This window comes from Actinoplanes subtropicus, assembly GCF_000721705.1.
GTDB lineage: Bacteria > Actinomycetota > Actinomycetes > Mycobacteriales > Micromonosporaceae > Actinoplanes > Actinoplanes subtropicus.
In genome coordinates this window covers 567098-588685 of record NZ_JOJL01000002.1, presented here as the reverse complement: position 1 = coordinate 588685, position 21588 = coordinate 567098, and the positions used below count along the sequence as shown (strand labels likewise).

Below are 21588 nucleotides of genomic sequence, written 5' to 3'. Positions count from 1 at the left end.
GAGACGGTGCACAGCAACGGTGTCCATGCCTTGACGACACCAAGATCAAGCCACAGCTGTCACCATCAACCACCCAAAAGATGACAAAGCACTACTAGGAGACCGCCGAATAAATGCGTCGCTACGGGGCGTGTACGAATAAACACGGCTGAGTCGCCCGGTCGGCCGCAAACACCGCCGATCTGGAGTGATTCGCTACGTCGACCACGGGCGCCGAGCCCATTGTTCAGCGGTCTCCTAGGGGCGGCCGAGGACAGTGGATAACCGTAGACAGATCAGCATGCTGGCCGTGACGGACGCGCCGTGCGTACCGAGATCTCAGAGGGTTATAAGTACTCTTATGGCCGTTTCGTAGATTGAGCGGGCGTTCGGAGGTTTTCGCCTGTTACGTCATCGCCCGATGTCGTGAACGTTGGAGTCGGGCTGATACCGGGGTACCGGTGGTGCGTAGGGCCTGGTCATGGACCGTAAGGCGTACTCGACCGATCTCACCGATCCGAAGTGGGCGTTGATCGATCCGTTCCTGCGGGCGTGGAAGGCGAAGCGTCCGTCCCCGTCGGGTCACGTGGGCCGGTACGAGATGCGCGGCGCCGCTGCTACCACACGGCCTGGCATCGTTGATCCGGGGAACTCGCGGGTGTCCCGCTGCGCCGCTGCCTCCGGGCCGAGGACGACCGTCTCGGCGCCGAGGCAGCGGAGGAGCAGAGCGGTGGTGGCGGCCCCTATGCCGCTGCCGTCACCGGTCACCAGCGCGACCTTTCCGGCGAGCTCGGCGTTTATGCCGGCTCGGTCCTGGCCCTCGTGAGTGTGTCCGGGTGCTTCTGGTGGAGCAGCCCCGCCGGTGGTCGTTACGCGTCCGAACGGTGCCCGGTGAACGGCGAGGCCGGAAAGAAGCCGGCCTTGGCGGTTCCGGAGATGTCGTTGCCATCGACTTTGGCGGTGAACTTGACCTGCATGGGCATCGGCTTGCTGGTTTTAGCACTCCAGGTCGCTTCGTCGCCCTCGACCACTCCGTCCTGGATGTCGATGCTCTCGTCCTTGGTGGACTGGGTTCCGGTCAGGGTCTTGCCGTCGGACTGCAGCGCGAGCCGGATTTCTTGGTTTCCCATCGGGGTTTTCACGGTGATGTTCCAGGTTCCGTCGATACTCATTCTTGAGCCTCCTCGTTCGTGGTTGGATGTTTGTCGTGCCGGCGGCCGATCGTCGCCGCACGTCGATTGGGGGAATCGCAGGCCATGCGTACGCAGCAACGCGTCGCGCCGGCGTGACGGCGGATCGGCGATGCGCGCGAGGCCGTCCTCGATCATGCCGGACTACCCGCAGGGAGCGCGGGGTCCGGAGTTGGCCGTCCGGTACCACGGTGTCCCGGCCGTCGGCTGACTCAGCCGCGCACGACGTGCAGCACCTTGGTCTCGGTGTACGACAACAGACCGGCCAGTCCGCCGGCGACGCCGATGCCACTCCATTTGTGCCCGCCGAAGGGCACGCCCGGTGTCGGCATGGCGTGCGTGTTGACCCAGGAGGTGCCACATTCCAGCCGGGCCGCCAACACCGCGGCCCGCTCCGGATCCGCGCTCCACACCGAGCCGTCGAGCCCGAAGTGGGTGCGGTTCGCCCGCGCGAGCGCGTCCTCGACGTCGTCGTAGGGGATCACCGGCAGAGCCGGTCCGAACTGCTCCTCGTCGACGATGCGTACGCCGTCGTCGAGATCCCTCAGGATGGTCGGCTCGAAGAAGTAGCCGTCACCGTCCAGGCGCCGGCCACCGGCGGCCGCCGTGGCGCCACCGGCCAGGGCCTCCGCCACCAGCTCCTGGACCCGGTCGAACTGCGGCGCGTTGGCGAGCGGTCCCATTTGGACGCCGGGCCGCATGCCGTCGCCGACTTCTACCGACCGTGCCCGGTCGGCCAGGGCGTCGACCACCTCGGTGTATCGGCCGCGTGGTACATAGACGCGTTTGACCGCTGCGCACACCTGCCCGCAGTTGGCGAACGCTCCCCAGAACAGGCGGTCCACGTGGGTGTCGAGGTCGAAATCGTCGAGGAGAATGGCCGCGTCGTTCCCGCCCAGCTCCAGGGTGATGCGCTTGAGGTCGGGCGCTGCGGCGGCGGCAACTCGCTTTCCGGTGGCGACCGAACCCGTGAACGACACCTTGCGGGTTACGGTGTGTTCGGCGAGCTGTGCACCCAGCGGGTCCCGTCCGCTGATGACGTTCAGCACGCCCGGCGGCAGCACGTCGCGGAGAACGGCTCCGAGCGCGAGCGACGACAGCGGGGTGAAGGGCGACGGTTTCAGGACCACCGTGTTGCCGGCCAACAGCGCGGGCGCGTATTTCATGGCGGCCAGGGCGAGCGGAACGTTCCACGGGGTGATCGCCGCGACAACGCCCACGGGTTGGTGCAGCACCTCGATCCGCTGGTCGTCGTCGTCCAGGATTACTTCCCGGGGCACGTCGAGGGTGGCCGTGCTGCGCAGGATCAGCGCGACCACCTGAATCTCGAATTGGGCGTCGGCCAAGGGCTTGCCCTGCTCGAGGGTGAGCAGGGTGGCAAGCTCCTCGGTGCACTCCTCGATCCGTGCGGCCGCCGCGAGCAGGATGCTGCGGCGAGCGCTGATGTCGTCGCGCCACAGTGGGAAGGCGTCGGCGGCCGCTCGCAACGCGTCGTCCAGTTGGGCCGGTGAGCAGTCGGGCGCCTGAGCGAAGACCTGGCCGGTGGCGGGGTTGCACACCCCGAAGGTGTCGCCGGCGTGGACGTCCTTGCCGTCCACAGTCATCGGGTATTTCTGTTCGGGCACGGTGTCTCCTGTACTGCGGTGGTGGCTGGCGCCGTCCGGAATGGAAGGATCATGGCGGCTGGGGGGACAGCGAATGCTGCGGACGGAGTGAGGTCTCGGTTTCGTCAGGGCACGACGTGCATGCGGCAGGGAACGGCGTTGAACTCCTCCGGTCCGCTCTCGCCGACGACGACGGTGCCGCCGATGTTGACCCGGTGCTGTCCTGTGCAGGCGTTGGGTTCGAAAGCGAACGCCATGCCGGGCACGAGTTCCAGGTCGGTGATCGGCTCGATGGTGCGGAAGACACGGCGGGTGTCCTGGCCGGGAATCTGCCCTGGATTCAGCGCGATGTGCCCCGCGAAGGCCGCGGGAGCGAGACTGTGCACCAGCGGTGTCATGTTGTAATGGCCGGCCGCCAGCAGAGGCTCGCTCATGGCCCGGGCCAGATCGAGGAAGGTTGCTCCGGGACGCAGGGCTTGAAGGCCGGCGTCGTAGCAGCCCCGTGCGACGTCGTGGAGCTTGTGCAGCACCGACGGCACCGGCTCGATGGCGACGGACATCTGGACCTGGGCCTCGAATCCGCCGTAGCACGACATGATCTCGGCCTGGACCAGGTCGCCGGGCCGGACTGTCCGGGACGGACCGCCGGCATAGGTCCAGTACGGCGGCGCCCAGCCGGGGTCGTCGGCACCGACGCTCATGATGATGTGGGGGTACGTGGTGGCGCACGAGTTGCGGTGCAGGACCTCCACGACGGCCGCGTAGATCTCGGCCTCGCGGATACCGGGCCGGGTGATCTCCAGCATGGTCTGGCACGCCTCCTCGGCCGCCTGGGCGGCGAAGCGGACCAGTTCCAGTTCCTGCGGTGTCTTGGGCAGCATCGTCTGGGCGAAGTCGAGGGAGACGTCCGCGAATTCAGCCTGGGGCAGGTTCTTCAGGACGTAGTCCCACATCATATAAGTGATCAGGCCCTCCATCTCCCCCGCCGAGCTACCCGTCAAACCGACCACGCCGACGCGACTCGACGTCAGTCCTTCCTCGGTGAGTGCCTGGACCACGCCGCGGCCGAACGGACCGACGCGTACATCGTCGATCCAGAAGCGGACTTCCCGCATGTTCTCCGCCAGGCGACGGGTGTAGCGGTGATGGGTCCAGGTGAGGTGGATGGGGTCGCGGTCGGCGAAGAAGACGACCACACCGTCGAGCACCTCGTTGGCAAGGTAACCCTCGTACCGTTCGCGGCCCTTGAGCCCGAAGACAAGAAGACAATCGAGCTCCTTGTCTCGCATGAAGGCACGGGTACGCTGCCAGCGCAGCTCCCGGGCGGCGAACGGCAGGACGGGATACTCCTTCACCGTCACACCATCACCCCCTCGGGAACACGAGCGCCGCCCAAGGCCGAACGCTGCTCGAAGAACTGGCGGAGGAATTCTTCAGTCGGACGGCCGGGACTGACGTGCGTCAGCGCGGCGAAGGAGTCAGTCATAGAGCGATCCATCTCTGTACGGCGTCGTTGCTTCGCCTGCTCACCAGGTGCGGGCAGGCCCGACCAGGTTCATCTTGTCCAGCGGGTACAGTTCGCTGACTTCACTTGACTCCCAGCCGAGGTCGACCGGGTGGACGACCTCGGCGAAGGTCAGGGCCAGCTCGAAGAGTGCCTGCTCCCGTGGGGGCATTTCGTCGAGGGGGAAGGTGTTGAGATGACTCACCACGGCCTCGATACGGGGCAGCATGGCTGCGGACAGCTCACGCAGGTCCTCGATGTCGGCGGCAACCATCGCCTCCATCCGTTCCTGGGCGTCGCGCAGGCGCCATCGTTCCAGGAAGCGCTCCAAGTCGGCGAAGCCATCGGGTAGTCCCACGTCGGCGGAGTGCTCCATCACTTGGCTCCGATCAGTTCGTCGATGAGTCCGTACCGGTGCTGGAGTGCGAACTCCTGCATCGAGAGATAGATGTCGCGGACCGCACCCGACTCGAGGCCCCGCTGCACGTCCTCCATGGCGAACAGGTCCTCCCGGGCCACCGTGTACTGCAGGGCCCGGCTGTACGCCTGGGCCAGGCGGTCGCCGGCGTGCCGGGCCTTGCGGGCGAACGTGTCGAAGACGACGCGGGTGTGGTTGCGGTCGATCGGCCAGACGGTGACGGTGCTGTACCAGTGCGAGCCGTTGAGGATGGCGACATTGGGGAACTGCCACACGATGTCGAAGAACCAGGGGTGGTAGCGGGTGCGGTTCACCGCCGGCGGCAGCATGGAGAAGTCGGTCTCGATCGCCGGGGTCTGCTTGCGCCCGAGCTCGTACAGGGCACCCTCGACCGGTGGGCTGACGTAGTCGGGGTTGGACGGGTTGCTGGAGCGGATGTGGCGGTCGTAGATGTCGATCACGGGCTTGTGCCGCATCGGGTTGCTCTTGCCGGCCAGCTTCGGCTGGGTCCGCCGATGCAGGAAGACGGTGTGGTACCCCTCCGAGAAGGCGTCCATGGCGACGTTCCAGTTGGCCCGGACGTCGATGGAGAAGCAGCTCGTCTTCTCCATCTCGCTGTAGTAGTCGTCGAAGCCCTCGGCGAGATCCCCCAGCCAGTTGTCGAGCGACTCGGGATGGTCGCTGAAGTTGGCGAAGATCAGCCCGTATCGGACCTCGACGTGGATCGGCATCAACCCGAGAAGGGACTTGTCGACGGAGCGGAACTGCTGCTCGTCGGGCACCGAACGCAGTCTTCCTTCGCCGGTGTACGACCAGCCGTGGAGCCAGCAGGTGTGCGCGGACGACGTCCCCTCGGCGTAACCGCAGTCCGTCGGTATCACCTTCTTGGCGCGGTGCCGGCACACGTTGTGGAACGCGCGCACCTCGCCGTCCCGGCCACGCTGGATCAGCACCGAGGTATTGAAGGTAGGAATGTCCTGGACGACGTAACTACCGGGCTTCGGAAGGTCGTTGGCGTTTCCGACGAGGAACCAGGACGGACGGAAGACGTTCTCAACGACGGCGTCGTGATACTCCTGCGTCAGTTTGTCCGGGACCGACACGACATCCCTCAGGCCGGCGAACGGGTTGGGCCCTTGCGGGGGCGCGCCGGCGGACGGGGAAGCAGAACTGACGGCGGCTTCAGACACGATACCTCCATAAGTTAGGACGGCAGTCCTGTAATAAGGGACAGTACGTTACGATTAGACCCGTCGCAAGCTGACGGCCAAAGTGGCAGTCAGCTGCGCATAGTTGGCCCATTTCCGCACTTGGCCCAGGCCGATGCCATGCTCGACCACCCCGGAAGCGGCTGTACTTTTCCGAAGGCAGCGTTACCATATCCTGAATATCGCATTACGATGTCCTGATTACTAGGACACGATAGGTCAACCGCAAGGAGGGCGTCCATGTGGGACCCCAGTAACATGTTCCTCAACGGGCCGTACGCACCCTGGCGCGAGCAGGGCGAGGCGTTCGACCTGGAGATAGAGGGCCGGCTCCCGGACGGGCTGAACGGTGCTCTGTACCGGACCAGCGTCAGCCAGCTCTACCGCCCGGAGGACCCGAGCCGGTATCACTGGTTCGACGGGGACGGCATGATCCAAGCCCTGTTCCTGCGCGACGGCCGGGCGACCTACCGCAACCGCTACGTGGAGACCGACGGCCTGAAGGACGAGATGGAACTGGGCCGGGCGATCTACGGCGGTTTCATGAACGGCCGGACCACCCCTTTGCCACCCGGCAAGTTCCCGAAGAACCCCGGCAACACGAACGTGCAGCTCTACGACAACCGCCTGCTGGTCTTCTGCGAGGGCGGCCTTCCGCGCGACCTGCGACCGGACACCCTTGAGACGGTCAGCCAGCTGTACGACTTCGGCGGCGGACTCGCCGGGCCGCTGACCGCCCACCACAAGATCGATCCGACGAACGGGGACTTTCTCACCTTCGGCAACATCGACGGCACGGTCACGTGGTATCGAGCCGACCGCCACGGAAAGGTCCTCGACCGCCACTCGATCGACCTGGGGGTCCCCACCTTCACCCATGACTACGTCGTCACCACCGACTACGCGCTCTTCCTGGTCAACCCGTCGATGGTCCGCATGGAGAACATCTTCTCCGGCCGGCCGTCGACGATCTGGGAGCCGGAGACGGTGGAGACGTGCCGGTGGGCTGTCCTGCATCGCAGGACGGGCAAGGTGACATGGTTCGACGCCCCCGACGCGTTCGCCATCACCCACTTCCTCAACGCCTACCAGGACGGCACGAAGATCGTCGTCGACGGGCACCGGGTCGACAAGTTCGGCCCCACCCTGAAGGAGCTGGAGTCACCGCCGCCGGGCGGGGACTGGAACTGGTGGTTCAAGAAGGTCGTCACCACACCCTGGCGCTGGGAACTCGACCTCGCCACCGGCAAGACGACGGACAGTGAGGTCACTGACATCCAGGGAGAGTTCCCTCGGATCAACGACCAGCGAACCGGCCTGTCCCATCGGTACGGCTACTACACGACGACGCGCGGAGCCGGCGACTGGTTCACCGACGGCCTGGCAAAGCACGACTACCAGACGGGCAAGACGTCGATGCAGACACTCGACGGTGTACTGACCTCTCCCGGCGAACCGGTGTTCGTGCCCCGCCCCGGAGCCACGGCCGAGGACGACGGCTGGCTGCTGTCGATCTGGTGGGACCCCGCCACCGACCGCAGCGAGGTCATCGTTCAGGAGGTCCAGGACTTCGCGGGCACGCCGATCGCCCGGATCAAGCTCAACCACCGGGTACCCATGGGCTTCCACGGCAACTGGTCGGACGCAGCCGAACTCGACGCCGCGGTCCGCGGCGCCTGAGTCCTCGACAATCCCTTGGTCGACGGGGTGCCGGAGCACCCCGTCGACCAGCGCGCTCCCACGCTCGGCCACTCGTCCGCGGGAACCCGGCAGCACCGATCTCCCTACCCGCGGCTTGCCGGCATGCGGCACGCCGCCGACCCCGAGACATCTCCTCACCGTGGCCCGGGTCCGCGCCCTTGCCGGTCCCTGGCCTTCGTTCGCCATCTGGAGGCCCGGCGTGTCGTCCGACACCGTCACACCCCCGGTAAGCCGCGGCCTGATTCCGGTCGTAACGGTCCTCGTGATCGCCCAGAGTTACCAAATCGTCGCGTTCCCCAACTTTCTCCGCTCCTTGCTCGCCGAGCCCGGCTGGCATCTGTCGCCGGGCGGGGCGGGCCTGATCGGAAGCACGGTGTTCCTGGGGATCCTGGCAGGCACCGCCGCGGCTGCGCCCTTGGCCCGCCGTTTCGGGCGCCGACCGGCAACCCTGGCCGCGATCCTGTGGCTCACGCTCTGGTCCGGCGTCAGCGCGCTCGCCACCGCCCCCTGGCAACTGGGACTCCTCAGAATGATCGCGGGGATCGGCATGGGCGCCGCCTACCCACTGATCCTGAGCTTCCTGCACGACGCCGCCGCCCGAGCCAACCGCGCGCGGGCGGATGTCGCCACGCGAGCCAGGCGGACGCTGATCTTCGCGCTGATCGGCATGCCGATCGCGGGAATCATCACGCAAACTGCGACGGGCGCAGTGCCGGTCCAGCACGGTTGGCGTCTCCTGACGGCCATGGGCGCAGGCCTAGGGATCGTGGTTCTTGCCCTGTCGGCACGGTTGCTGCCAGCCGGCACCGGCACGTTCGCAGTGAATGCCGGCCGGGCCGGGCACCATAAGCCGAGCCTGCGCGTCGTCCTGGCGATGGGCCTGGGCCTGATCGCCGTGAGCCTGATCGCCTGGTCCGGCTTTACCCGACTCAGCTCCGCGGATGTACGCTTCAACGCAGTGCTGGAAGCGGGCGCGGTCGTAGCGCTGTTCGCCATATCAGGCCTGGCGATACGCCGGAGGCAAACGCCTGTCCCCAACTGGCAGACCGTCCGGGACACCTTGACGTTCGTCATGTTCAACCCCGCTACCGCGGTGGTGATCGTGATCGTAGTCCTGGATATCCTCGGCGTCGTTGGCACCCCCTTCGTCGTGGTGGCGCTCGGCGTGTGGATTGCCGACGGCTACTGTCGAGCGGTCGCCCTCAGCATGGTGCCGCATGTCCTCTACACCTCCGCCGAGCCCACCGTCCAGGAGACCGGCCACACTTCCCCTGCACGACAGCCGCCGAGGCCTTGGTAACACGAGAGACGGCGAGGTACCGCGGGCAGCGGGGCGCGCATGTCGTGCGTGCGAACCGTCACCCGTCAGGTACGGATCTCGTCGTCGCCGAGCAGCCAGCTCTCTACCACGTCGGGTGAACGTGGTCACGCGGACCGTACTCCAGCGGCGGGCCCGGAATTCGCCGCGCTGCCTCCGACGAATCCGCCGCCGTGAAAGTGCAGGTACACGCCTCTGGGGCGGTCCGGTGCGATGGCCCGCAGAGCCAACTCGTGACCGTCCCGTCCCTTATCCGGACGGTGCGCGCACGGTCGGAAGGCGCCGTGGGCGGCACGGGAAGGCCGCGGCCCACCCCGGGCACATTCTTGGGGAGCTCACGAAGCCGCGAGTTGAACTCCGCGGATTCGGGTGCGATCGCTTCCACCTTGAACAACGACCCATCAAGCCCCACTCACATGATCCGTCCCGGACAATGTGATCGCGGCCTCCCAACGCTGGTGACTGCCGAGAAGTCCGAGGCGCCCGCGCGGTGCCAGATGCCGACGCGACGCGCCAAAGAAGCCGAGCTTCATCATGGTCCTGATATTCAGGACCACTGTCTCGATATACGAAACAATAATCACCGGCGGCCGCCGCCTCGTCAAGTGTCGTCTCCCCGCGCCGAACGGATCCGTCAGCCCGGCAAGTGAGGTTTGATGCCGCGGCGTGAAGAAGCCGTTACGGCGCACGGCGGCCGCGATGGAGCCGGAGCACCGGGCAGGCTTGACCGTGACCGCGGAGCCTGGCATCGCCTCGCGCGCAGGAGCGCCACGAATTCGTCATCCAAGGCGCCTCCGTGCCCAAGACGGCCGCCACCCGGTACGGTGTCTCACATGTCAGGAGCTACGTCCCCCAGTTATCGCGAGCGCAACTCCACGGCCGACCGGGCGCTGGACATCCTTCTCATGTTCACCGACGCGCAGCTCGTCGTTTCCGGCAGCGCGGTCGCCGAGCGACTCGGTGTAGCGCGCTCGACGGCCTACCGCTACCTACAGAGCCTCGTGAGCAGCCGCTTTCTGGAGGAAGCACCGGGTGGAGGATTCCGTCTCGGGCTACGCGTCATGGAGATCGCCCGGCTGGCACGACGGAGCTATGGGCTTTCCGAGATCGCGCTCCCGGCGATGACGGCGCTTGCCGCGGACGTGCATGAGACGGTCCTGCTCACCAGGCGAACCGGAGAGCTGGTCGTATGCGTCGACCTGGCCGAAGCGGGAACCCGTGCCGTGCGCATCTCCTACGAGCGGGGCAGCACACTCCCCCTGAACGCCGGCGCGTCGGCTCTCGTCCTGCTGGCATGGCTGCCCGAGGAGCAGGCCCGGCAACTACTGGAATCCGCGGACCTGCACCAATTCACCTCCGCCACCCTCACGAACGTCGACATCCTCATGCAGCGGCTCGACCACATCCGGCGTGCCGGCTACTCCGTCACCCGCGGCGAGCTCGACCCCGAAGTGTTGGGCATCGCCGCCCCCGTCCGCGACGAGCGGCAACAGGTGATCGCGGCGGTGAGTATCGCGGCCCTGGCCTCCCGCGTGTTCCCCGAGGCCGAGGCGGAGTTCGCCCGCAAGGTCCGGGAGACGGCACAGGAAATCAGCAGCCGGATGATCAGCGTCACGGGCTGACAGCGACGCCGGGGCCACCCCGACCGGTGCGCGCTCGCCGGAGGCGCACGTACCATCGCTTCGGCCTGCCCGCCGCCATGCCCCCGGCGGCCGCGGCTGCGTGATCGGTCGGCGCTCCAAAGGCTGATCCGGTGCCGGCCCGGGTCGGCACCAGTCGCTTGCCGTCAGGCAAAGACATCGGAGACGTAACGACCGTGCGCGCGCTCCATCTCGTCCATCCAGGCCTCGGCCTCGTCCAGGCTGGCTTTCATGTGTTCGGCGTAGATGCGTACGCAGGTCTGGTGGACTGCAGGGGCCATGCGGCGACCGTCGCCGCACACATAGACGGTCGCGCCCCGGCGGACGAGGTCCGCGACGTCGTCCCGGTCGGCCCAGAGCCGGTCCTGAACGAAACGCACCGGTCCGTCGGGACCGTCCTCGGGTGCCTCGGAGAACGCGGCGCGGATGCTGACGATCCCCTGTTCCTGCCAGGCCCGCAGTTCGTCGGGGTAGAGCAGGTCGACGTCCGGCGCGTCACAGCCGAAGAACAGCAGCGCCCGTGCGGGCTCGGCCTGCTGCTGCTGGGCGCGCAGTGCGCGGTCCTGCAGGAACCCGCGGAAGGGAGCCAGGCCGGTGCCCGCGCAGATCATGACAACCGGCGTGGCGAGGTCTTCCGGCGGGTGGAACGCGATGTTCGACGGACGGACGGTGACCGGCACCCGGGTGCCGGGGCGCGAGTGGGCGAGGAAGGTCGAGGCCACCCCCTCGTACCTGCCCGAACCGGACAGCGCCGGGGCATCCACGTGGGCGACGGTGAGGGTGACGTGGTCGGGACTCCACAACGGCGAGGACGAGATCGAATACTGGCGGGGCGACAGCGGGGTGAGCATCGACAGGTAGCTGCCCAACGGCAACCGCACCGACGGGTACATCTCGAGCAGGTCGAGGGCGGACAGCCGTTTGTCCAGGACCTCGCTCTCGTAGCGGTCGGGCGACGCGAGCGCGGTGAGGGCCTGCTTCTCCGGTGGGCAGTCGGTTGCCTCGGCCAGGTGCTCCACGTGGCGCCGCCCGGCCGGCCGAGACAGCTCCAGGTGGCTTGCGAACAGCTCGCCGGCGGCGATCGGCTGGTCGGTTGGCAGGTTCGGGTTCGGTCCGGTGGCCGTGATCCGCAGGCGGGTGTCGTAGGCCAGATCGAAGCGGGCCAACGCCCGGTCGACGACGGCCGAGGGGTTCAGCGGCAGCACCGCCAGGTAGTCGCCGGTGCGGTAGGTCCGGCCCTCCGGCAGCGCGATCTCGAGGTGGCGCTTGGAGCGGGCACCGGGCCGGGTCATGTCGACCAGCTCACGGTTGACCACGACCGTGCCGTACCCGAGGTCATCGGCGCGCAGCAGCGGTTCGCGGCCCGCGCCGACGATCTCCACCTGGATGCCGGTCGAGACCGCGTCGGTCGCGACGGATGGGACGCCCAGCACGGTGCCGGTCGCCGGCCACAACGCGTCTTGCCACGCCTCGAAGTCACCGAAGAAGTCTCCTCGGGTGTCGGCCGCGCCGCGAGTGACGAGCCTGGTCGCTCCCGCGCGGCTCAGCTCGTCGTCGACGAGCGTCGGGATCCGCTGGTAAGTACGGGCCCAATCGCTGTTGCCACACCCGAACACCGCATAGCGCACACCGGCGAACGCACCGGCCAATTGATTCTGCAACCAGGAGACGAACCTCCTGGCGTTGTCCGGCGGTTGCCCCTCGTAGGATGCGGTCACCACGATGAGGGCACCGTCACGCCGTACGGCATCGACGCCGTCGTCCAGCGATGCGACCGTCGGGGCGTACCCCAGTGCGGTCGCCCGGGCGGCGATCTGCCGGGCGAAGGCCTCGCTGGTTCCGGCGTTCGAGCCGAACAGCACCTGCACCGCTGTGCCGTGCGTCTGGACTGTTCGCGTCGTGGAGGCGAGGCGGCTGGCCGGTGGCGCCGAGGGCGCAGCCGCGTTGCGGCTGATCGGCCGATCGCGCAGGGCCCGCATGCGGACCTGTAGGCCCTCCGGCTTCCAGGTCAGGGTCTCCTTGATCTTCAGCTGGTAGCCGGGATCAGCGAACCGGAAGTCGAAGTTCTGCACCAGCAGGGCCAGGACCAGCTGCGCCTCCAGCAAGGCGAAGCCACGCCCGATGCAGGAGCGCTGACCGTTGCCGAACGGCTTCCAGGCGTTGGGCGGCAACTCCCGCGCCCGGTCGAGCCCGAACCGGTCGGGATCGAAGACCTCGGGGTTCACCCAGACCGCCGGATCGCGGTGCAGTGAAGGGGAAAGAATGACGATCGTGTCGTCGGGGGTGACCGCCACCCCGTCGCCGATCGTGGTCGGCTCGTACGGGTAGACGGCGAACGCCGGAGCCGTCGGCCACAGCCGCAGGGTCTCGAGAAGAACCTGGTTGAGATAGGTCAGCTTCGGGATGTCCGGGTAGGCCGGGAAGCGATCGCCGAGCACCTCCTCGACCTGAGCGCGAGCGGTGGCCAGCACCTCGGGATTCCGGAGCAGGGCGTGCACCGCGAAGCTCAGCAGGCCGGAAGTCGTCTCGTGCCCGGCGATCAAAAAGGTCACCAGCTGGTAGCGGACGTTCTCGTCGGGCAGCGCCGCGCCGGTCTGCGGGTCTCTCGCCGACAGCATCGTGTCGAGAATGTCACGCTGCCCCTCGGGCAGGGGATGCTCCCGGCGATGCCGGACGAGTTCGTCGGCCACCTTGTGCATGACCCTGATGTCCTCGTCGTAGCGGCGCTGCTGGTTCAGCATGAGCCGGTTCTGCAACGCCAGTCGCCGGGCCCGGCCACCGGACTCCTGCAGCGCGCTGACCATCGCATCGACGAAGGGGTGCATCGACTCGGAGTAGAAGCTGTTGAAACGGTACGAGAAGGAGCACAGCGCGATCGTGTCGAACGTCAGCCGGGTGAAGTCATGGACCACGTCGACATTCGCTTCCGGGCCTACGCGCTGCCACTTGAGCATGAGTTGTTCGGCGATGTCGGACATCCCGTCGAACATGCCGTGCAACGCGACCGCGGAGAAGGCGGGCATCAGGATGCGATGGGCCCGGCCCCAGTTCTCTTCCTCGGTATGCCCGGTGAACAGACCGTCCCCGGCGAAGGCCCGGACCTCCCGCACCGGCCCCTGGACCCGCTTGTCGAATCGCGACTCGTCGCAGATCTCGTCGACGATGCGCTGGCTGCTCACCACGAGCAGCCGCGCCTGGCCGGGCAGCTCGAGCCGGAACAGCTCGCCGTACCTTTCAGCGAGGCTCATCATGCCCTGGAGAGGCCGCTCACGATCGATCGCGTCGAGGTTGCGGATTATCGGCTTGGAAGCGGGACCGGGAACGGCAGTCATCCGAGTTCCTTTCGCGCATGTCCCCACGCCGGCGGGCCGGATACCGGAATTCGTTGAAAGCCGACAATCACGGTCGGGATCCGGCCGATCGCTCGTTGAGCGGAACAAATCCGCGGCAATCGCCACCCATGGGGTACCGAAATCCTATCCGTGCGTCGTTGGCGGCGCGTTCGTATCCGTGGAAGAGGCGGGGAATGTCAAGCGAAGAACGGCCGGAGGCGGTCGGGCGAGTTGACGCCGACCGCTCGGCCGGCGGTCACCGGCTCTCCGTGGCGAGACCCCGCAGCAACAGGTCGAGCCCGAACGCGAACTCTTCCTCGACCGGCACGGGCATCCAGTCCGCGACTGCCGTTGTGGCCGGAAACCGTGCGGGATCCACCGTGTGAAGGCTGACGGACGCCGCCCTGTCCCCCTCGAGGGCTCCGGGATCGCCCGGCTGCAGCGCGAACGCGAGTACGAAGCGCGCCACCGTCGCGTACGAGCGTGCCGCCAGCGGCGGGGGGAATCCCCCGTCGAGCAGGATCGCCACGAGACGCTCCCGCAGCACCATCGCGTTGGGCCCCACCGGCACCTGTTCCACCAGCAGATGCGCGACGTTCCCGTGCCGGCGCAGCACGTCGAACATCTGATGCGCGACCTGCCGGCACGCCTGCGACCAGCCCACGGTGCCGAGTTCGCCCGGATCCACGTCTATCTTGCCGAACATCCGGTCGATCACCTGCGCGATCAGGTCCGGCCGCCCGGCGAAGTGCCGGTACAGCGTCGCCGTGCTGGAATCCAGGCGCTGCGCCAGAGTCCGCATCGAGAGAGCGTCCGCTCCGTGCTCATCGAGGATCAGCAGCGCCATGTCGAGGATCCGGTCCAGCGGCACCGCGGGTCGGCCGGCCGGGCGCCGGCCGGAAGCTTTCGTCACGCCGGCAAGTATGACCCACCCTTGACGGACCGCTCCGATATCGGCAACACTGTTGCCATTATGTTCCCCTGGTGCAGTCCTCAAGACGATTCCCGGTTCGCCGACGTGGACGACCTCCGGGTGCATTACAAGCGCGCCGGCAGTGGGCCCACGGTCGTTCTGCTGCACGGCAGTGGCTCCTCGTTGCACGGCTTCGAGGCCGTCGCAGATCTTCTCGTCCCCTCGTTCGACGTCATCCGCCCCGACCTGCCGGGGTTCGGGCTGACCGGACCCCACCCCCACCGCGACTACCACATCAGCACCTTCAGCACGATCGTCGCGAGGTTCCTGTCCACCGTCGGCGTCACCGGCGCGGCGGTGGCGGGGAACTCACTCGGCGGCAACATCGCCTGGAATCTCGCGCTCGACCAGCCACGGCTGGTCACCGCCCTCGTGTTGATCAACGCCACAGGATAACCGGAAAAGACCCTGCCCGCCGGTCTGCGCCTGGTACGCAACCCGCTGCTGCGGCTGGTACTGCGCCGATGGATGCCACGCCGGGCCATCGAACGTAACCTGCGCTCGGCAGTCGGCCCCCGGTCCGCCATAGTCACCGACGCCATGGTCGACCGGGCGTATCAGCTGATCGGCCGCCCCGGCAATCGGTCGGCATTCGTCGACGTGGCAAACACCGATCAACGCGACCGCAGCGCGGAAATCCCGCGTGTGTCGGCGCCAACGCTGCTGCTGCGCAGCTCCGGCATCGACGGGCAGCACTTCGCTCGGGACATAGCCGGCAGCCGGGAACTCGTTCACCCCGACGGTGGACACCTGCTGCCCGAGGAGGACCCGCGCTGGGTCGCCGATGCCATCTCCCAGTTCCTGAGGCCGGCCAAAGTTCGACGAGGGGACGGGGTATGAGGTATTTCGCCACTCCCGGCGAGGACCGCCGGCTCGACGCGGCGACGCGGTGAGGATTGCGGGGCGCCTTCGTCCCGTTGTCCGACGGCGTCACACATTACGAATTGAGCGGCCCCGACGGCGGCGAGGTCGTCGTGCTGGTCGGCGGCCTCACCGTTCCCTTGTTCTATTGGGACGGCTTCGCCGCCGAACTACGCGACCGAGGATTCCGCACACTCGCCTATAGCGCCTACGGCCGGGGCTACTCGGACCGTGTGCAGGCCCGCTACGACGAGGCGCTGTTCGTCCGTCAGCTCGTCGACTTGACGGACGCCCTCGACGTGTCGCTCCCCCAGCACCTCGTCGCAACGTCCTTGGGCGCCGTCGTGGCCATGGCCCATCTCGGCCGGCGCCCGTCCGCCGCCAGGACACTGACCCTGATCGCGCCCGCCGGCCTGGCCGAGCGACCCGCATTGCCCGCCTGGCCACTGCGCCACGACCGCGTCGCCCGCGCGGTGGGCAGGCGGTTAGGGCACCGAATGCTCCGTCAACACCTCGGCCACAACGTTCGCGACCCGCATCAGGCCGAGCAGCTCGCCGCGATGGTTCTGGACGCCTATCGGTTCGAAGGCTCGATGTACGCCTTGCTGGCCACGTTGCGCGACCTCCGGATGGCCGGCCGCACCGACCTATACCAACAAGCCCGCGGCTCCGAACTGCCCACCATGCTGGCCTGGGGCAGCGAGGACCAGGTCATACCGGCCGACCAACTCGAACTCGCGCGCACGCTGCTCGAACCCGAGGTCTTCCACCTCATCGACCAGAGCGGCCACATGGCCCCGTTCGAACGCCCCCGCGAGGTAGCCGACCTGTTCGTCGCGTTCGCAGCATCCCACCCGGAGAGGATCGGCCCATGACGCAGGAAACCGTCGACGTCCTGATCGCCGGCGCCGGCCCGACCGGCTCGGCACTCGCGATCGACCTGGCCCGCCGTGGACTGACCGTCCGCATCGTCGACAAGGCCGCGCACCCCTTCGACGGCTCCCGCGCCAAGGGACTGCAACCGCGCACCCTGGAGGTTCTCGACGACCTGGGCGCGCTCGACGAGATCCTCGCCGGCAGCGGCGACTACCCCTTGCTCGGGATCCATCTGGGCCCCGTCACTGTGCCGTGGCGGATGTTCCGTCACCGCGATCGCAGCCCGGACGTACCGCTCCCGAACACCCGGCTGATCCCGCAGTACCGCACCGACCGGGCCCTGCACAACCGGCTCGCCCAGCTCGGCCAACAGGTCCAGTTCGGCCACGAGCTCACCGGGCTGACCCAGGACGCCACCTCGGTCACGGCCACCGTCACCACGCCCGCCGGCACCGAACAGATCACCGCCCGCTACCTCGTCGGCGCCGAAGGTGGAGCCAGCACCGTCCGCAAACTCCTCGGAATCCCGTTCATCGGCAGCACCGACGAGCAGGACCGGCTGCTCATCGTCGACGCCGTCACCACCGGCCTGTCCCGCGACCGCTGGCACGTCTGGCCCGCGGCCCGCGGCCGGTTCGTCGGGGCCTGCCCTCTGCCACACAGCGACCTTTTCCAATGGATGGTCCGCCTCGCGCCCGGCGAGGACGCCCCCGACGGCGAGGCCCCGATCAACCGACGGATCCAGGCGCACATCCGAAACTCCCGGGTCCGGCTGCGCGAATTGCAATGGCGCTCGGTATTCCGGCCCAACATCCGCCTCGCCGAGGCCTACCGCAGCGGGCGGGTGTTCATCGCCGGCGACGCCGCGCACGTGCACACCCCGGCCGGCGCACAGGGCCTGAACACCGGCATCCAGGACGCCTACAACCTCGGCTGGAAACTCGCCCAGGTCCTGGCCGGCGCCGACGAGCACCTGCTGGACAGCTACGAAGCCGAACGGCAACCCATCGCCGCGAACGTGCTCGGCCTGTCCACCAAGAAATACCAGGGCATCGCCAAACTCGACCCGTCGAGCCTGCGCCGCGGCAAGGACGAACAACAACTGTCCCTCAGCTACTTCGGCGGGCCCCTGGCCCCGGCCACCCCACCGGCCACCACCACCCTGCGCGCCGGCGACCGCGCTCCCGACGCCGAACTGCGCGACACCACTGGCCGGACCGTACGACTGTTCGACACGTTCCGAGGGCCGCACTTCACCGCGATCGCGTACGGAACCAGCGCCGCCACAGCCCTGGACCGACTCCGGTGGCCGAACTCCGGGGCCGGCCTCACCCGGATCGTGATCGACGGCACCGCACACGCCGACCACACCCTCACCGACACCGCCGGCACCTTCCGCCGCGGCTACGGCCTGACCCAGGACGCCCTGCTGATCATCCGTCCCGACGGCTACCTCGCCCAGATCGCCACCGCCGACGTCGCCGACGCAGCCGCCGCGGCGATCAGCCCGATGACACCATCGGAACAGCCGAGGACACACGCATGAGCCGGACGCTGCTACGCGGCGCGCAGGTGATCACCATGGGCCGGCACCGGCCCGACAGCGAGCACGCCGACCTCCTCATCGACGGCGACACGATCGCCGGGATCGGTCAGAACCTCGGCCCCGTCGACGAGACCATCGACCTCACCGGGCGCATCATCATCCCCGGCCTGGTCAACGCACATCTGCACACCTGGCAAGCCGCATTGCGCGGCGTCGGCGCGGATTGGACACTCGCCGAATACCTCGCCAACATCCACTACGGCATCGCCCGGCACTACCGGCTCGACGACATGCACATCGGTACCCTCGCCGGCGCGCTCAACCAGATCAACTGTGGCACCACCACCCTCGGCGACTGGTGCCACAACAATCCCACGCCCGCACACACCGATGCCGCGATCACCGGGCTGCTTGACTCCGGAATCCGGGCGGTCTTCCTGCACGGCACCCCGTACGGCAACCGGGGCACGACCCACGCCGTGGAAGAAGTCGACCGGCTGCTCAACGGGCCAGCCCACGCGCAGCCCTTGATCACCGTCGGCATGGCGATCCGCGGGCCACAGTTGTCACGGCCTGAAGTCGTGGTCCGCGACATGCGCGCCGCACAGCAGCGCGGCCTGGTCGTCTCCACGCATCAGAGCATGGGAGGCCCCGAGGACGGCTGGGAGGCGGCGCACGCCGCCGGGCTGATCGGGCCGTTGACCAACGTCGTACACGGCTCCGGCCTGCCCGACGACCGGATCCGGGCCCTCACCGACGCCGGCGCCAGCTTCACCTCCACACCCGAGAACGAACTCGGCCAAGGCCACGGCACGCCCGTCACCGCACAGCTACTTCCGCTCGGTGCCGCGCCCTCTCTCGGCACCGACACCGATGCCGTCCTGCCCGGCGACATGCTCACCGCCGCCCGCATCGCCCTGGCCCACCAACGTGGTCTCGACCACGACCGCCACCGCACCAGAACCGGCGCCTTCTCGATGACCGCGACCGTCACGAGCAAACAAGCGCTGAGCTGGGCAACCGTCGAAGGAGCACGCGCGCTCGGGCTCGCCGACCGAGTCGGGCGCATCGAACCGGGCATGCAAGCCGATCTTGCCGTCATCGACATCCGCGCCCTGAACCTGTGGCCCGGTCCTGACCCGAGCGCCGCCGCACTGCACGCCGGTGTCGGCAACATCGAATCAGTCATGATCGCCGGACGATGGCGCAAACGCGAACACGGCCTGCTCGATGCCCACACCGACATGGTGCAAGAAAGACTCCAGCAGTCGAGCGAGCGCCTGCTGCACCGACTCCGCCAGCCCGGACCGCTGCCCGGTTTGCGGCAACGCGTCGTCGGGCTCGTCGTGCGCCACCGCCTACTCCACCAAGGACGTTCGGCACACTCAGCCACCATCCACGGCGGCAATCAGGAGCTCTGAATCGGACCAGCTCCACATGGGCACCGGCGGACCCACCGACCCCGCCGGTACCTTCCGCCGCGCGTACGGCCTGGCCGGAGACACCGTGCTGCTCATCCGCCCCGACGGACACCTCGGCCACATCAGCAACCACGACCTACCCGGCACCATCCGGACCGAAGCCCTCGTCCGGGTCGAGTATCCGCGGGGCCTGGCTACCGCAACGGTGGTAGCCAGACTGTCTGCACGTGGACGACGCGGGAGATGCCCGCCGTTGCCGATAGTTGATGCATGATCGAAGTACAGGAACTCACCAAGCGATACGGCGACAAGACCGCGGTCGACGGGCTCACCTTCACCGTCAAGCCGGGCATCGTGACCGGATTCCTCGGCCCGAACGGCGCGGGCAAGTCCACCACCATGCGCATGATCCTCGGCCTCGACCGGCCGACCTCGGGCACCGCCACCGTCAACGGCCGTCCCTTCGCCGACCACCCCGACCCGCTGTATCAGGCCGGCGCCCTGCTCGACGCCAAGGCCGTACACACCGGCCGCTCCGCCTACCACCACCTGCTCGCCCTCGCCGCCACCACCGGCGTGCCCTCCGCCCGGGTCAACGAAGTGATCGACCTCGTCGGACTACGCCAGGTCGCCCGCAAGCGGGTCGGCGGCTTCTCCCTCGGCATGGGCCAGCGCCTCGGCATCGCCTCCGCCCTGCTCGCCGACCCGCAGATCGTCATCCTCGACGAACCGACCAACGGCCTCGACCCCGAGGGCGTGCTCTGGATCCGCAACCTGATGCGCGACCTCGCCGCCCGGGGCCGGACCGTCTTCGTCTCCTCCCACCTGATGAGCGAGATGGCGCTGACCGCCGAACACCTCATCGTCATCGGCAAGGGCCGGCTGATCGCCGACGTCTCGATGAACGAATTCATCGACCAGGCCGCCCGCGACAGCGTCCGCGTCCGCTCCCCCCACACCAGCCAACTGCGCAGCCTGGTCTCCGGACCCGACGTGACGACCCTCAGCGCCGAACCCGGCGTCCTCGAGATCACCGGCCGGCCCGCCGCCGAGATCGGCGAGATCGCCGCCCGCGCCGGAATCACGCTGCACGAACTGACCACCGTGCGGCCCTCCCTCGAGGAAGCCTTCATGGAACTGACCAAAGACACCGTCGAATACCACGCCACCCTGACCGGAGCCACCCGATGAGCACCCTCGCCCCCGCCCCTGCCCACGCCCTCGTCCCCCACCGGCGCGTCACCCCGGCCCGAGTCGTCAGAAGCGAATGGATCAAATTCTGGTCGCTGCGCTCGACCATCACCACGCTCGCCGTCGCCGTCGCCCTGCTCGTCGGCGTCGGCCTGATCGCCGCATCCGTCTACACCGGCCAAGCCAGCACCAACCCCGGCCAAAACGGCGCCACCGACCCCGTATCGGCCAGCCTGACCGGCATGACCTTCGCCCAACTCGCCTTCGGCGCCCTCGGCGTCCTGTTCATGTCCGGCGAATACGGCACCGGCCAGATCCGCTCCACCCTGTCCGCCGTCCCCAAACGCCTCCCCGTCCTCTGGGCCAAGATCGCCGTCTTCGCCGGCGTGGTCTTCACGATCTCCCTGGCCGCCGCCGCCATCACCTTCACCGCCGGCCAAGCCCTCATCGGCGACGCCGGCGCCTCCTGGGGCGACACCGGCGTGATCCGCGCCGTCATCGGCACCGCCGTCGTCCTGACCGGCTCCGGCATCCTCGGCATCGCCCTCGGCGCCCTGCTGCGCTCCACCCCCGCAGCGATCACCGCCCTGTTCGGCGTCCTGTTCCTGCTCACCGGCGTCGTCGAGCTCCTGCTCCCGGACAGCTGGAGCAACGTGCTGCAATACCTGCCCTCCAACGTCACCAGTGCCATCACCGCAGTCACCCACGCATCCGGCTCCCTCACCCCCGCCGCCGGCCTGGCAGTCTTCCTCGGCTACCTCGCCGCCGTCACCGGCGGCGCCGCCTGGCGCCTCAAGCGCTCCGACGTATGAACCCGGCAAGCCGG

General features: G+C 68.1%; 19 protein-coding genes. 10 read left to right on the top strand and 9 right to left on the bottom strand.

Features of this window, described 5'->3' with window-relative positions; translation table 11 throughout:
- Positions 1-561: 561 nt before the first annotated feature.
- From IH26_RS59530 to IH26_RS55495, 7 genes are all read right to left on the bottom strand, one after another.
- On the bottom strand, positions 562-747 hold the full coding sequence (locus IH26_RS59530) for a hypothetical protein (protein WP_157437048.1): 186 nt from the start codon (positions 745-747) through the stop codon (positions 562-564).
- Between the two features lie 101 nt (positions 748-848).
- Positions 849-1307, bottom strand: coding sequence for a hypothetical protein (locus tag IH26_RS0104665; protein WP_211268577.1), 459 nt, complete (start codon positions 1305-1307; stop codon positions 849-851).
- Between the two features lie 74 nt (positions 1308-1381).
- Positions 1382-2794: an aldehyde dehydrogenase family protein gene (locus tag IH26_RS0104660; RefSeq protein WP_245664903.1), complete on the bottom strand. Its 1413-nt coding sequence runs from the start codon at positions 2792-2794 to the stop codon at positions 1382-1384.
- Between the two features lie 104 nt (positions 2795-2898).
- The gene (locus IH26_RS0104655) at positions 2899-4128 is read right to left on the bottom strand and encodes a M24 family metallopeptidase (RefSeq protein ID WP_157437047.1); all 1230 of its coding nucleotides are present in this window, start codon (positions 4126-4128) and stop codon (positions 2899-2901) included.
- 2 nt (positions 4129-4130) lie between these two features.
- The gene (locus IH26_RS63800) at positions 4131-4259 is read right to left on the bottom strand and encodes a hypothetical protein (protein WP_281179686.1); all 129 of its coding nucleotides are present in this window, start codon (positions 4257-4259) and stop codon (positions 4131-4133) included.
- Between the two features lie 40 nt (positions 4260-4299).
- The gene (locus IH26_RS55500) at positions 4300-4653 is read right to left on the bottom strand and encodes a hypothetical protein (protein WP_157437046.1); all 354 of its coding nucleotides are present in this window, start codon (positions 4651-4653) and stop codon (positions 4300-4302) included.
- The gene (locus tag IH26_RS55495; RefSeq protein WP_084598614.1) at positions 4653-5885 is read right to left on the bottom strand and encodes an aromatic ring-hydroxylating oxygenase subunit alpha; all 1233 of its coding nucleotides are present in this window, start codon (positions 5883-5885) and stop codon (positions 4653-4655) included. Before IH26_RS55495 ends, IH26_RS55500 begins: the two co-directional genes overlap by 1 nt.
- Positions 5886-6143: 258 nt before the next feature.
- Here IH26_RS55495 and IH26_RS0104635 point away from each other — a divergent pair, with 258 nt between their 5' ends.
- From IH26_RS0104635 to IH26_RS0104625, 3 genes are all read left to right on the top strand, one after another.
- Positions 6144-7583, top strand: coding sequence for a carotenoid oxygenase family protein (locus IH26_RS0104635; protein WP_030434834.1), 1440 nt, complete (start codon positions 6144-6146; stop codon positions 7581-7583).
- 220 nt (positions 7584-7803) lie between these two features.
- Positions 7804-8904 (top strand): MFS transporter, encoded by a 1101-nt coding sequence (locus tag IH26_RS0104630; protein WP_030434833.1) that lies wholly within the window; start codon positions 7804-7806, stop codon positions 8902-8904.
- 674 nt (positions 8905-9578) lie between these two features.
- A complete protein-coding gene (locus tag IH26_RS0104625; RefSeq protein WP_342668246.1) occupies positions 9579-10544 on the top strand; it encodes an IclR family transcriptional regulator in 966 nt (321 codons plus the stop codon).
- 164 nt (positions 10545-10708) lie between these two features.
- Here IH26_RS0104625 and IH26_RS0104620 read toward each other — a convergent pair whose 3' ends face one another.
- Entirely contained in the window at positions 10709-13894 is a 3186-nt protein-coding gene (locus IH26_RS0104620; RefSeq protein ID WP_030434831.1) for a bifunctional cytochrome P450/NADPH--P450 reductase, read from the bottom strand.
- 256 nt (positions 13895-14150) lie between these two features.
- Positions 14151-14741 (bottom strand): TetR/AcrR family transcriptional regulator, encoded by a 591-nt coding sequence (locus tag IH26_RS0104615; RefSeq protein WP_211268576.1) that lies wholly within the window; start codon positions 14739-14741, stop codon positions 14151-14153.
- A 171-nt stretch (positions 14742-14912) separates the two neighbouring features.
- Between IH26_RS0104615 and IH26_RS61990 the strand changes: the two genes are divergently transcribed.
- The 7 genes from IH26_RS61990 (at position 14913) to IH26_RS0104585 (ending at position 21574) form a co-directional block, all read left to right on the top strand.
- On the top strand, positions 14913-15263 hold the full coding sequence (locus IH26_RS61990; protein ID WP_211268575.1) for an alpha/beta fold hydrolase: 351 nt from the start codon (positions 14913-14915) through the stop codon (positions 15261-15263).
- A gap of 144 nt (positions 15264-15407) precedes the next feature.
- The gene (locus IH26_RS61985) at positions 15408-15707 is read left to right on the top strand and encodes an alpha/beta fold hydrolase (RefSeq protein WP_211268574.1); all 300 of its coding nucleotides are present in this window, start codon (positions 15408-15410) and stop codon (positions 15705-15707) included.
- 77 nt (positions 15708-15784) lie between these two features.
- Positions 15785-16603: an alpha/beta fold hydrolase gene (locus IH26_RS53145; RefSeq protein WP_211268573.1), complete on the top strand. Its 819-nt coding sequence runs from the start codon at positions 15785-15787 to the stop codon at positions 16601-16603.
- The gene (locus IH26_RS0104600) at positions 16600-18150 is read left to right on the top strand and encodes an FAD-dependent monooxygenase (protein WP_030434829.1); all 1551 of its coding nucleotides are present in this window, start codon (positions 16600-16602) and stop codon (positions 18148-18150) included. Before IH26_RS53145 ends, IH26_RS0104600 begins: the two co-directional genes overlap by 4 nt.
- Positions 18147-19571: an amidohydrolase family protein gene (locus IH26_RS0104595; RefSeq protein WP_051807502.1), complete on the top strand. Its 1425-nt coding sequence runs from the start codon at positions 18147-18149 to the stop codon at positions 19569-19571. The genes IH26_RS0104600 and IH26_RS0104595 overlap by 4 nt, the downstream gene beginning before the upstream one ends.
- Before the next feature lie 270 nt (positions 19572-19841).
- The gene (locus IH26_RS0104590) at positions 19842-20762 is read left to right on the top strand and encodes an ATP-binding cassette domain-containing protein (protein ID WP_030434827.1); all 921 of its coding nucleotides are present in this window, start codon (positions 19842-19844) and stop codon (positions 20760-20762) included.
- Complete coding sequence (locus IH26_RS0104585) at positions 20759-21574, top strand: ABC transporter permease (RefSeq protein WP_030434826.1); 816 nt, start codon at positions 20759-20761, stop codon at positions 21572-21574. The genes IH26_RS0104590 and IH26_RS0104585 overlap by 4 nt, the downstream gene beginning before the upstream one ends.
- Positions 21575-21588 lie beyond the last annotated feature (14 nt).